Source organism: Variovorax palleresanus (genome assembly GCF_051144945.1).
GTDB classification, from domain to species: Bacteria; Pseudomonadota; Gammaproteobacteria; order Burkholderiales; family Burkholderiaceae_C; genus Variovorax; species Variovorax paradoxus_S.
Genome location: NZ_JBJNVP010000002.1, coordinates 2,355,410 through 2,367,289, shown reverse-complemented (window position 1 = coordinate 2,367,289; position 11,880 = coordinate 2,355,410). Strand labels below are relative to the sequence as shown.

Annotated in this window: 14 protein-coding genes; 5 read left to right on the top strand and 9 right to left on the bottom strand. The window is 67.7% G+C overall.

From position 1 onward, the window contains the following. The 3 genes from ACJ7Z0_RS15110 to ACJ7Z0_RS15100 all read right to left on the bottom strand — a co-directional run bounded on the left by ACJ7Z0_RS15110 (position 1) and on the right by ACJ7Z0_RS15100 (position 2,999). Positions 1-519: a Smg family protein gene (locus ACJ7Z0_RS15110; RefSeq protein ID WP_434790469.1), complete on the bottom strand. Its 519-nt coding sequence runs from the start codon at positions 517-519 to the stop codon at positions 1-3. 86 nt (positions 520-605) lie between these two features. Beyond that, a complete protein-coding gene (gene dprA, locus ACJ7Z0_RS15105; RefSeq protein WP_434790468.1) occupies positions 606-1,769 on the bottom strand; it encodes a DNA-processing protein DprA in 1,164 nt (387 codons plus the stop codon). A 15-nt stretch (positions 1,770-1,784) separates the two neighbouring features. Continuing rightward, positions 1,785-2,999 (bottom strand): LysM peptidoglycan-binding domain-containing protein, encoded by a 1,215-nt coding sequence (locus ACJ7Z0_RS15100; protein WP_434790467.1) that lies wholly within the window; start codon positions 2,997-2,999, stop codon positions 1,785-1,787. Positions 3,000-3,159: 160 nt separating this feature from the next. On the opposite strand from ACJ7Z0_RS15100, the gene def reads away from it, so the two are divergent. From def to ACJ7Z0_RS15075, 5 genes are read left to right on the top strand one after another with little or no spacing between them, the layout of a single operon-like run. After that, positions 3,160-3,681, top strand: coding sequence for a peptide deformylase (def, locus tag ACJ7Z0_RS15095; protein ID WP_093020510.1), 522 nt, complete (start codon positions 3,160-3,162; stop codon positions 3,679-3,681). Positions 3,682-3,683: 2 nt separating this feature from the next. Then, positions 3,684-4,184, top strand: coding sequence for a hypothetical protein (locus ACJ7Z0_RS15090; protein ID WP_434792669.1), 501 nt, complete (start codon positions 3,684-3,686; stop codon positions 4,182-4,184). Next, a complete protein-coding gene (gene fmt, locus ACJ7Z0_RS15085) occupies positions 4,181-5,134 on the top strand; it encodes a methionyl-tRNA formyltransferase (RefSeq protein WP_434790466.1) in 954 nt (317 codons plus the stop codon). Before ACJ7Z0_RS15090 ends, fmt begins: the two co-directional genes overlap by 4 nt. Continuing rightward, positions 5,134-5,874: an AzlC family ABC transporter permease gene (locus ACJ7Z0_RS15080; RefSeq protein WP_093020516.1), complete on the top strand. Its 741-nt coding sequence runs from the start codon at positions 5,134-5,136 to the stop codon at positions 5,872-5,874. Before fmt ends, ACJ7Z0_RS15080 begins: the two co-directional genes overlap by 1 nt. Continuing rightward, positions 5,871-6,206 (top strand): AzlD domain-containing protein, encoded by a 336-nt coding sequence (locus ACJ7Z0_RS15075; RefSeq protein ID WP_434790465.1) that lies wholly within the window; start codon positions 5,871-5,873, stop codon positions 6,204-6,206. Before ACJ7Z0_RS15080 ends, ACJ7Z0_RS15075 begins: the two co-directional genes overlap by 4 nt. Before the next feature lie 83 nt (positions 6,207-6,289). On the opposite strand, the gene ACJ7Z0_RS15070 is transcribed toward ACJ7Z0_RS15075, so the two are convergent. Genes ACJ7Z0_RS15070 through ACJ7Z0_RS15045 form a run of 6 tightly spaced genes read right to left on the bottom strand, consistent with a single transcriptional unit; the run spans position 6,290 to position 11,802 of the window. After that, entirely contained in the window at positions 6,290-7,267 is a 978-nt protein-coding gene (locus ACJ7Z0_RS15070) for a Bug family tripartite tricarboxylate transporter substrate binding protein (RefSeq protein WP_434790464.1), read from the bottom strand. A gap of 41 nt (positions 7,268-7,308) precedes the next feature. After that, the gene (locus tag ACJ7Z0_RS15065; protein WP_434790463.1) at positions 7,309-8,286 is read right to left on the bottom strand and encodes an MBL fold metallo-hydrolase; all 978 of its coding nucleotides are present in this window, start codon (positions 8,284-8,286) and stop codon (positions 7,309-7,311) included. Continuing rightward, a complete protein-coding gene (locus ACJ7Z0_RS15060) occupies positions 8,283-8,486 on the bottom strand; it encodes a DUF2783 domain-containing protein (protein ID WP_434790462.1) in 204 nt (67 codons plus the stop codon). Before ACJ7Z0_RS15060 ends, ACJ7Z0_RS15065 begins: the two co-directional genes overlap by 4 nt. Further along, positions 8,483-10,132 carry an FAD-dependent oxidoreductase gene (locus ACJ7Z0_RS15055; RefSeq protein ID WP_434790461.1) on the bottom strand — a complete coding sequence of 550 codons (1,650 nt, stop codon included), beginning with the start codon at positions 10,130-10,132 and terminating at the stop codon, positions 8,483-8,485. Before ACJ7Z0_RS15055 ends, ACJ7Z0_RS15060 begins: the two co-directional genes overlap by 4 nt. Before the next feature lie 7 nt (positions 10,133-10,139). Continuing rightward, positions 10,140-11,261, bottom strand: coding sequence for an alpha/beta hydrolase family protein (locus ACJ7Z0_RS15050; RefSeq protein ID WP_434790460.1), 1,122 nt, complete (start codon positions 11,259-11,261; stop codon positions 10,140-10,142). After that, a complete protein-coding gene (locus tag ACJ7Z0_RS15045) occupies positions 11,254-11,802 on the bottom strand; it encodes a VOC family protein (RefSeq protein WP_434790459.1) in 549 nt (182 codons plus the stop codon). The genes ACJ7Z0_RS15050 and ACJ7Z0_RS15045 overlap by 8 nt, the downstream gene beginning before the upstream one ends. Between the last annotated feature and the right edge of the window lie 78 nt (positions 11,803-11,880).

Sequence of the window (11,880 nt, the reverse complement as noted above, 5' to 3'; positions counted from 1 at the left end):
CTAGTGGGCGATTCGGCCCTCGCGGCTTTCGCAGAGTTCATCGAGCACCAGCGCGTCAGGCTCGATGCCCGTGCTCCAGTGCACCATCAGCACGATGATCTTGAGTTCGTCGAGCGCGACCGGGTCGCCCGGGGCCGCCATGGCACGTTCGATGACGATCTCGCGCAGGCCGCAGGACAGCACATTCGACGACTCGAGAAAGCGGATGAAGCCAAGGCAATCGGCGCCCAGGTGCTCCTGCTCGGCCTGCGAATAGACCCGCATGGCGTTGTCCGACTGCGGCAGGGCCGGTTCGGGCGCGCCCCGCAGCGTGACCGTGGCGACCGCGTCGTCGATTGCGCTGCGCTCGAACTGCAAGCCTTGCGTTGCAAGGCTCAGGCCGTCGAGCCATTGCAGCGCATCGCGAATTTCTTCTGCCTCGAAGCCGTGCGCGCTGAGCTTGCGGCCCAGCTGTTCGGGTTCGGGGCAGGCATCGCCGCGCCAATAGTTTTCGTAGACAAACACGAGCACTTCGAACATGGGCCCAATATAGCCGAAGCCGGTGGCTCGCTCGCGAGCTTCGTGCGCTGCCCCTTCTTTCTCTTTGACAGAGAGAGAAAGAGCGGTTATGCCGCTGCCGCTCGTTGAAAAAGGCCGCCCGGCAGGCGCGCAACGTGGCCGTCGAGCTCGAGTTCGAGCATCTTGGCCTGCAGCGCGGCGGCGCTCCAGCCGGTGCGGGCGCTCAATGCGTCGAGGCTCACCGGATCGAAGCCGAGGGCTTCGAGAAGCGGATTCTCCGGCCCGGAGGAGGAGGCCGGATCGCCCGCACTCGCATTCTCGAAAAGACCCGCAGCCGCGCCGCCGGCAGCGCGCAGCGCGGGCAGTTCTTCGAGGATGTCGTTCACCGACTCGACCAGCTTCGCGCCCTGGCGGATCAGCGCATGGCAGCCGCGCGATTGCGGCGAATGGATCGACCCGGGAATGGCGAACACTTCCTTGCCTTGCTCCGAGGTGAGCCGTGCGGTGATCAGCGAGCCCGATTGCAGCGCGGCCTCGACCACCAGCGTGCCGCGGGCCAGGCCGGCGATCAAGCGGTTGCGCTTCGGAAAATTTTGCGTGAGCGGGGGCGTGCCGAGCGGCAGCTCGCTCACGATCAACCCCTGCAACATGATGCGGTGCGCGAGATCGCGATGCCGCGCCGGATAGACGCGATCGAGCCCGGTTCCCACCACGGCCACGGTCGCAAGCCGCACGGCGTCGCCGGCCGCGTCAAGCGCACCCTGGTGCGCGGCACCGTCGACACCGAGCGCCAGCCCCGACACCACCGGCAAACCCGCTTCACCCAATGCGCGCCCGAACGCGCGCGCATTGGCCGCGCCTTGGGGGGTCGGGTTGCGGCTGCCCACCACGGCAATGCTGTTTTCGAGCTGTGTCAGGTCGAAGGCGGCCGCACCGAGCACGTAGAGCATCAGCGGCGGGTCGGCCATTTCGAGCAGCGACGCGGGGTAGGCGGCGTCGCCCAGCGTCACCAGGCGGCGCGTCGTGGTGCCGTCGTCGGCGTTGGGTTGCAGCCATTGCCAAGTCTGGTCGATCTGGGCCTGAAGGCCGGAGGGCACCAGATGCAAGGCATCGGCCTGCGCCGCCGACACGACTTGCCGCAGCGCCGCGCTGGTCTCCGCAAAGATTTTCTCCGGCAGCCCGAAGGCGGCCAGCAGCCGGCGAGCGCCACCGTCGCCGATGCCCGGCGTCAGTGAAAGCCGCAGCCAGCCAGCGAGTTCAGCGCGTTCCAAGCGAAGGCGAAAGCGTCAGGGATTGACGAGGAAGTCGCCGGCACGCGGGGTGTCGGTAATTTCGAGCACCAGCGCGTACGACACCTTTTCGAAAGGCCGGAACACCATCAGGAGGCCGATGCGTTCGTTCGGGAGCTTGATCGTCTCCTTGCGTTCGCCGGTCCGGTCGAGAATGGTTTCGCCGTTCTTCAGGATGGCCAGCACGTGGCCGCTGTCGATGCCGTCGCGCGTGCCCTTGTTGATGGCCACCACCTGGTTCTGCGCCGCGAACTGCACCGCGTTGCCATAGACCGAGATGATCCGGCCCTCGACCTGCGTGGAGGGCGCGCGCGGCACGTAGCTCAGCAACTGGCGCGGCGGTTCCGGCAGCAGGCGGTCGCCGGCGCGGATTTCTTCGCGCGCCGCGATGATGTCGACGCTGGCCGGCACCACGGTGATGACGTCCTTGTCCTTCTGGGTCTCGACCGTGGTCGATTCGCCACGCTTGAGCTGGGCCTTGCCCAGGTACTGCGCCTCGTAGCCGAGGATTTCGCCGGTTCCGGGGTCCTTGAGCGGCGTGGCGCTGCGGAACACGCGGAAGTTCTTCAGCGGGCCCGGGGTTTCGAGCAGCGGCGTCTCGGCATTGCCGCGCGCATAGGCACGGTCGCCGCGCGACAGCAGCACCCGGCTGTCGTTGCCGGCAACGATGCGCGGCGCGCTCTGCAGCGTGTCGGAGTCCACCACGATCGGCTCGCTCAGGAAGGGCTCGATGATGCTCGGGTTGAGCGTGGGCAGCGCCATGCCGGCCAGCGAATCGAAGCGCGTGCGCGGCGACAGCTTGATGGTGCCGCCGTCGCCGCTGCCGCCCGCGCCGCGGCGCATGGTCAGCCGCGCACGGCCACCGCTCTTGTCCAGGTACAGCACCTGGCCAGGGTAGATGCGGTGAGGATTCGCGATTTCACTGATGTTCATGCCCCACAGTTCCGGCCAGCGCCAGGGGCGCAGCAGGTAGAGGCGGGAAATGGCCCACAGCGTGTCGCCGGGTTTTACCGTGTATTCGTCAGGCGCATTGGGCGCCAGTTCGCTCAACGGAACGCCGTTCTGGGCGGTCTGCTGGGCCGTGGCGCGCTGCTGCGGGGTGACTGGATAGCTTTGCGCCCAGGCCGTCGTGCCGCTGCTGATCACTGCAAGGGCTGCCAACGTGGCGAAGAGAGGCGTGCGCTGGCGGACAGGGTTTCGGAGCTTTTTCATGTCTGGATGGGTGAGCGCACCGAGTATCGGTGCACATACGAATCTCACAATTTGCTACGAATTCTGCGCCCGAAGCCCTTGGGAGGGCAACGTTTTCAGGCGATCCCGGCTCATCGCGTCGCGGAATTGGCGAAAATAGCCACAACTTTTCCCCTTTTTCATGGCCAAACGAATCATTCTGAGTTACCCGGACAAGCGACTGCACACGGTGGCCAAGCCCGTGCAGGGCGTGGACGCGCGCATCAAGGCGCTGGTTGCCGACATGCTGGAGACCATGTACGACGCCAGCGGCATCGGCTTGGCCGCGACCCAGGTCGACGTGCATGAACGGCTGGTCGTCATCGACGTTTCCGAGGAGCGCAACGAGCCGATCGTTCTCATCAACCCCGAGATTATCTGGGCCAGCGACGAAAAAGTGCTGAATGAAGAGGGCTGCCTGTCGGTCCCCGGCATCTACGACGGCGTCATGCGCTCCACGTCGGTCAAGGTCCAGGCCCTGGACGAGAACGGCGAAATGCGCACCATCGAGGCCGATGGCCTGCTGGCCGTCTGCATCCAGCACGAGCTCGACCACCTCCTGGGCAAGGTGTTCGTCGAATACCTGTCGCCGCTCAAGCGCAACCGCATCAAGAGCAAGCTGCTCAAGCAGCAGCGGGAAGAGGCCAAAGAGGGCCGGGCGTGACCATGCCGTCCCTGCGGCCCTGGGTGGCCGTTCTGGCCGCGGGGCTTGTCGTCGTCCTGGCCGGCTGCGCCAGCGAACCCACGCGCATCGTTCCGGGTACCACGGCGGCCGAAACGCTGCAGCGCCTGGGTGCGCCCACGGGCCGCTATCCGCTCAACGGCGGCGGGGAGCGGCTCCAGTATTCGCGCATGCCGGCGGGTTTCGAGGTCACCGACATCGACGTCGATGCCTCGGGCAAGGTCGTTTCCGTGACCCAGGTGCTCAACGAGGCGCGCTTCGGCCACGACATCAAGGTCGACCAATGGCGCCAGAACGAGGTGCTCGCCTTCTATGGCCGGCCCTATGAAACCAGCCGCGTGAGCTCCTTCGACGGCACCGTCTGGACCTGGCGCTACAAGGCGGTGAACGAGCGCCGCATGCTCTATATCTACATCGACCCGACAGGCGTGGTTCGCCGTTATCACACGGGGGACGACCTCGAACTCGATCGGATCCGCGATTGACCCCGCTGAAAGTCGTTTTCGCGGGCACGCCCGAGTTCGCGCGCGTCGCGCTCGAAGCCATTGCCGCCGCCGGCCATGAAATCACGCTGGTGCTGAGCCAGCCCGACCGGCCCGCGGGACGCGGCATGAAGCTGCAGGCTTCGCCCATCAAGCAATGCGCCGTGGCCCACAACTGGCCGGTGGCGCAGCCGCGCAGCCTGCGGCTGGACGGCAAGTACCCGGAAGATGCCTCGGCCGCACGCGAGGCCCTTCTGGCCGCTGCGCCCGACGTGATGGTGGTGGCCGCCTACGGGCTCATCCTGCCGCAATGGGTGCTCGACCTGCCGAAGTTCGGCTGCCTCAACATCCACGCCAGCCTGCTGCCGCGCTGGCGCGGCGCGGCGCCGATCCACCGCGCCATCGAAGCCGGCGACGCGCAGACCGGCATCACCATCATGCAGATGGACGCCGGCCTGGACACGGGCGACATGCTGCTGCGCGAAGCGGTCGAGATCGGCGGCGACAACACCGCCCGCCTGCACGACCGCCTGGCCGAGCTGGGCGGCCGCATGATCGTCCAGGCGCTGGCCAGCATCGGCCAGCTGGCGCGCACGCCGCAGCCGGCCGAAGGCGTCACCTATGCCAACAAGGTCGAAAAGCACGAAGCCCAGATCGACTGGAACCAGCCCGCCGACGCCATCGTGCGGCGCATTCGCGCGTTCGATCCCTTTCCGGGCGCCAACAGCCCACTCGACGGCGAGACCATCAAGCTCTGGTCCGCGCGCGCGGTCGCGGCCGAGGTGTCTGCCGCGCCGGGCACCCTCCTGGCCGTGACCGACGCCGGCGTTGCGGTGGCGGCGGCCGGCGCCATCGTGATGGCGACCGAACTCCAGCGTCCCGGCGGCAAGCGCCTGGCCGTGGCCGATTTCCTGCGCGGCTTCGACCTGAAGCCCGGGCAGCGCTTCGGCTGATGTTCCTGTCCGCTGCCATCCGCCGCCGGCCCGAGTTCCGCGCGGGCATCCGCGACATGTCGTCGGCCGCGCTGGGCATCGGCGCCTGGGGCCTGATGACGGGCGTGGCCATGGTCAAGTCGAACATGAGCGTGCTCGAGTCGGTGGCCATGACGCTGCTGGTCTATGCCGGCAGCTCCCAGCTTGCGGCCATTCCGCTGCTGTTCGCGGGCGCGCCGGCCTGGGTGATCCTGGCCACGGGCTTTTGCGTCAACCTGCGCTTCGTGGTGTTCAGCCTGCACCTGCGGCCGTACCTCATGCACATGCCGCGCTGGCGCCGCATGACGCACGGCTATCTCACGGCCGACCTCAGCTACGCGCTCTTCACGAGAAAGTACCCCTCGCCACCGCTCGTCGGCGATGAGCAGAAGGCCCAGGAGGCCTACCTCACTGGCAACTACTTCGTGACGTGGTGCTCCTGGATGGGCATGAGCCTCCTGGGCATCGCACTGGCCAATTTCATTCCGCAGAACTGGGGACTCGGCTTTGCCGGCGTGCTGAGCCTGGTGGCGATCGTCTGCTCGATGGCGACCACGCGGCTGCGCGTGCTGGCCGCGCTGATTGCCAGCGTCACCGCCGTGGCCGCCTATGCCTTGCCGCTCAAGCTCAACATCGTGGTGGCCATCGGTGTGGCGGTGCTGCTGTGCTTCTGGCTCGAGAAGCAGTTCGGGCTCGACCCCGACGCGGAGGACGACAAGTGAGGGGCACCGACCTGTGGACGCTGGGCGTGATCGTCGGCCTGGCCGCGGTCACCGTCCTCACCCGCTGCTTCTTCTTCATTCTCGACCGGCCCTGGGGCCTGCCCGACTGGGCGCACCGCGCCTTGCACTACGCACCGGCCGCCGCGCTCGCGGGCGTGATCGCGCCCGAGATCGTGATGACCCAGGGGCACCTGATCACCACGTTGCACGACGCCCGCTTGTATGCCGCGGTGGTCGGCGCCGCTTATTACTACTGGCGGCGCGGCGTGTTCGGCACGATGCTGGCGGGCATGGCGGTGTACCTGCCCTTGCACCTGGGGCTCGGCTGGTAGCCGGCGGCTGCCGCCGGGCCGCGCCTCCCCCTCGGGGGGTGGAGTTACACGCAGCGAAGCGGAGTGAAAAGCGGGGGGCCCTTTTAATCCAGCTTTACGCCGGCGGCCTGGATGATCTTGCCCCAGCGCTCGCTTTCGGCGCGCGAGAGCTTATAGAACTCCTGCGGCGTGCCCGGCAGCGCCTCGAAGCCGAATTCCGAGAACAGTTTCGCCACCTTCGGCGCCTTCATCGCCTTGTGCAGTTCGCCGTTGATGCGCGCCACCGCGTCGGGCGGCATGCCGCCCGGGCCGATCAGGCCGTGGAAGGCATAGGCGTTGACGTCGTTGAAGCCGGCTTCCATGAAGGTCGGCACATCGGGCAGTGCGCTGGCGCGCTGCGGCAGCGCGATGGCCAGCACGCGCACCTTGCCCGCCTTGATGATCGGCAGGCCCGAGGCCAGGTCGAGCATCATCGTCGGCACCTGGCCGCCCATCACGTCGGTCATGGCGGGCGCGGCGCCCTTGTAGGGCACGTGCGTGATGCTGATCGCGGCCTTCTGCTTGAAGAGCTCCATCGCCATGTGGTGCGGCGAGCCGTTGCCCGGCGAGGCGTAGCTCACCTTCTCCGGGTTGGCCTTCACGTAGCGCACGAACTCGGCCACGTTCTTCGCGGGAAAGTCGGGGTGCACGACCAGCGCCACCGGAAAGCGGCCGATGGTGCCGATGTACGTGAAATCGCTCGCGGGCTTGTAGGGCAGCTTGGCGAACATGTGTTCGTTGAAGAGCAGCGCCGCGTTCTCGGCCTGCATGATCGTGTAGCCGTCGGGCTTGGCCTGCATCAGCACCGACACGCCGATGTTGGTGGATGCGCCCGGCCGGTTGTCGATGATCAGCGGCTGCCCGAGCGACGGCTGCATCGCCTCCGCCAGTGCGCGCGCAAGGTTGTCGGTGCCGCCGCCGGCCACGTAGGGCACGATCCATTTCACGGGCTGGCTCGGGTAGGCCGCCTGCTGCTGCGCGGACGCAATGGGGCTGGTGGCCAGCGCGAGGGCTGCGGCCAGGAGGGGAAGGAATCGCTTCATCGTCTTTTGTCTCCGTTGCTTGTCTTGAAATCGTTCGCGGGTCATTCGCCGCGGAGCGTCTGCCAGAGCTCGCGGTCGCGCTCTGCCGTCCACACCACGGGATGCTCGATGCCGCGCAGCTCGTCATAGGCGCGCGATACGTCGAAGGGCAGCACGTGCTGGAACACGGGCCAGGTGCCGAAGCGCGGCGCCATCGCCGCCTCTGCTCGCGCGAAGCAGCCCTTGAGCGTTTCGCCGGCGGCAATGCCGGCCTTCACGCTGCCCAGCAACGTCCCGAGAAATGCCTTGGTGAGCCCGATGGCCTCGGCGCAAGCGGCTTCGTCCTGCAGCACCGCGCCGCGTCCCGGCACCAGCACGCGCGGCTTCAGCGCCAGCACGGCGTCGAGCGTGCCGGCCCAGTCGCCGATGTAGGCGTCGCCCGCATACACGCCGCAGTGGTTCTCCACCACGTCGCCCGAGAACAGCACGCCGCAGTCGGGCAGCCACGCGACCGTGTCGCCGCTCGAATGGCCGCGGCCCAGCGCCATCAGGCGAAGCTCGCGACCCAGGCCCGGGCGAGGGCCGAGCCACAGGCTCATCTCGCGCTCGAAGCTCATCGTCGGGAACGTGAGGCCCGGAATCTCCTCGACGCCCGCGAACAGGCGCGGAAAGCGGCCGACCTCCGAATCGAAATCGGCCTGTCCACGCGTGCGGATCCAGTCGAGCGTGCCGTTGCTCGCGACGATGGCCTCGACCTCGTCGAAGGCACTGGCGCCCATCACGCGCACCGCGTGGTAGTGCGTGAGCACGATGGTCTTGATGGGCTTGTCGGTCACCGTACGGATGGCCGCGAGAAAGTCGCGCGCCATGCGCGGCGTGGGACGCGTGTCGATCAGCACCACCTGCTCGTCGCCGACGACGAAGCCGCAGTTCGGATCGAAATCGCTGATGTAGCCGTACACGCCGGGCGCGAGTTCCCGCAGTCGGGGTTTCTGCTCGCGCGTGTCGGAGGCAGAGGCGAAGGAGACGTTGGCGTTCATGGGGCTTTGCTTGTGGGGGAGTCTTCGGCCGCCGCGCGGATGCAGGCCAGCAGCACGTCCTGGTCGCCGCACTGGTTGGCCAGCAGCAGCACGAGGCGCGCGTTGAGATCGGCGCTCTGCGCTTCGTCCAGGCCTTCATGCGCGGTGAGCATGGCTGCGTAGAAACCGTCGGGGTCGGGGATGCGGGGCTCGGTGGTCATGGGGTGGTGTTCCGGGCAAGGGCCGTGCGCAACGCGTTGGCAATCGATTCGGGGGTGGCCTGCGCGAGCAGCGCCGCGCGATAGGCATCGGGACGCACGAGCACAAAGCCGCCCGGATCGCCGATGCCCAGATGGCTGGTGAGCCGATCGTCGGCTTGCAGCGTCGGCAGGCCGCTGTCGCCGCTGATGGCCAGCAAGTGCAAGGGAAGCGAGGCGGTCGCTGCCAATGCCGCTTCTGCTTCGGCGCGTGTCGGCGCCAGCCATAGCCCAATGCACTGCGTGCCCTCGGCCAGCAACTGCATCAGCGTCGTCTCGCGCCCATCGGTCCAGCGCAGCGGCAGGTTCTGCACGGTGCGCCCACCCTCGGGCAATTGGGGCGCGGACGGATAGTCGTTGGCGACCGACATGCGGCCGGTGTTCACCAGCGCCCGCGCGAACGGATGGCGCGCAGCCAGTGCCACCACGGCGCGGCGCAGCGTGTGCTCGGCCGACGACCGCGGCGCGAGAAAGCGCGCCGAGCGGCTCGTCACTTCGAGGTTCTGCCGTGCCGCGGGCTGGCGCTCGGCGTCATAGCTGTCGAGCAGCGCATCGCTGGCCTGCCCTTGCGCGATCAGCGCGAGCTTCCATCCGAGGTTGGCCGCGTCCTGGATGCCGCTGTTGCCGCCGCGGGCGCCGAAGGGGCTCACCACGTGCGCGGCATCGCCGATGAAAAACACCTGGCCGTGGCGGAAACTGTCGAGCAGGTGGTCGCGGTAGCCATACGGGCCGATCCACACGAACTCGAACTCCACGCCCGGCCCGAGCTGCTCGCGCAGCCGCGCCCCCGCCACTTCGGGCTGGCTGATGGTGGCCGGGTCGCAGTCTTCGGGCATCTGGTAGTCGATGCGCCACACGCCATCGGCCATCAGGTGCTGCCACACGCCGCGGCCTTCGTTGAAGGGGGCGTCGACCCAGGTCCATCGTTCGACCGGCAAGGGCTTCTTGAAGCGCACGTCGCTGATGCACCAGCGGTCGGTGCTGCGCGACGAATGCGCATCGATGCCGAGCTGCGTGCGGATCGGGCTGTTGGCGCCCGTGGCGTCGATCAGCCGGTCGGCCTCGATCGTGTAGCGGCCCGCGGGCGTCTCGACGTCGATGCGCACGCCGTCGCGGAGTGGCTCCACGCGCGTCACCCGGCTCTTCCACCGCAGGTCGGTGAGCCCGAGTTCGAGAATGCGCTCGACCAGGAACCACTCCAGGTAGAACTGCTGCAGGTTGATGAACGGCGGCTGCCTGGAGACGCTGTTCGCCTGCAGGTTGAAGTTGTAGACCTCCTGTTCGCCCGAGAAGGTGCGCCCGAACGACCACGTGACGCCCTTGGCCGCGATGCGCTCGTAGATGCCCAGGCGCTCGAAGATCTCCAGGCTCTTCTGCGCATAGCAGATGCCGCGCGACGAGGCGCCGCGCACGCCGACGGTGTCGTCTTCGTCGAGCAGCACGGCGCGCACGCCGCGTTGCGCCAGGTCGCAGGCCAGCGTGAGGCCCGAAGGCCCGGCACCGACGATCACGATCGGGTGGCGAACGATCCGGGGGCTGCCCAGTTCGGGCGGCGGCGTGAAGGGCCAGCTCGGAAGCTCGTAGGCCGGTGCAAATGCAAAGCTTTCCATGTTTCTTCTACAGCGCGTGGGCAAACTCGGCGATCGCATCCGCGGCCTTGGGCACCAGCTCGGGTTGCCCCGCGAGATAGTGGTTGCCGCCCACGATGTCGACGTTGCGGATGCGCCCGCCGCCGGCGGCCAGCCACGCATCGCGCGTGCTCGGAAAGGTCGACTGGTCGCCCGTGTAGGTCAGCAGCAGCTTGGGCACCGTGGTGCGCGCGAGGTTGGTGGGCCCGTCGGCCTGCGAGCGCGACGACCATTGCGAAAGAAAGGCCGTGAGCGAGGTGGTGCGCCCCATCGCGTTGGCCGAATAGTTCACCTGCCGCGCATCGCCCCACACGCTGCCCGGCAGGCGGTCGTTGGCGTCGAGCGAAAGATCGACGCAGCGCGGATCGGCGTGCGTGCGGTAGACGACGAAGGCCTGGTCGCGCGGCGCGCCCGGGGTGCTGCGCAACTGCGCGAGCCGGTCGATGCACCATTGCTCGATGCGATCCAGCCGCGCCTTCTGCGCCGTGCTGAAGCGCGTGAGAAAGTCCGAGTCGTAGGGCACGCGGTGGCGCGGGTCGTACATGTCGAGCTCGGCGTCCACCGAAAGCGGATCGTGCTCGTCGGTGACAGAGGGATCGATCCAGTCGCGCATCAGCCGCGTGCGGCCCAAGTGCGCGGCGCACAGCGCAATGCCATCCACCGGCGGCAGGTCGCTCGGGTGCAGGTGGGTCGGGTCGCCATCGGGCAGGTGCGTGGCCGTGAGCTTCTCGGCCTGCGCCTGGTAGAAGCTCGCGAGCGCCGCGCCGCCCGAGTTGCCGATGAGAAACACCTTTTCGTAGCCGGCCGCGCGCAGGTACTGCACGCCGGCGCCCAGGTCCTGGATGGCACGCTCCATCAAGAGCACTGTGTCGTTGCCCACGTAACGCGAGTTCAGTCCCATGCAGCAGATGCCGCGCTCGGCCAGCGGGCCGATCAGGTAGTGGCCCATGAAGTTGCTGGCCGGGTGCATCACGATGGCCGCGATCTTCCTGGGGCCCGGCGGCGCGCGAAAGGCGCCGTAGATGCGCGGACGCAGCATCTGCAGGCCCGACTGGCTTTCCATGGCCGCGCCGGCTTTCACGTCGATGACGGCGAGCTGCAGTTCAGACATTCGCACCGCCTTTCGCTGCACGAAGCTGCGCCTTGCGTGCGGTCCACGCATCGAGGTCCGCGCGGGCGCGCCGCGCATGCGCATCCATCTCGGCCTGCGGCACGGTCGGCGTGGTGAGTTCCACGCGGATGCCGTTGGGGTCGAAGAAATAGATCGACTCGATGATGTGGTGGTCGGTCACGCCCAGCACTTCCACGCCCGCGCCTTCGAGCCGGGCCTTGGCGGCCAGCAGGTCTTCGACGGAATCCACACGCAGCGCAATGTGGTTCACCCACGCGGGCGTGTTGGGCGAAGGCAGTGCGGCAATGTCGTCGCCCAGGTCGAAGAAGGCGATGTACGAGCCATCGCGCATCTGGAAAAAGATGTGCACGTAAGGGCAGTACTCGCCCGTGCTCGGCACGTGGTCGCTCTTGATGACGTGGGCGAGCGGCAGGCCCAGCAGGTCTTCGTAGAAGCGGCGGGTTTCCTCGCTGTCGCGGCAGCGCCAGGCGAAATGGTGCAGCCCGCGAACTGGGGGGGCCGCGTTGGCAGTCGTCGGCATGGCTTGTCTCCGGTAAGCCGTGATTGGGCGATGCCGCGTCTTATGATGCAATCGAAATTAATTCATCGATTGATGAAA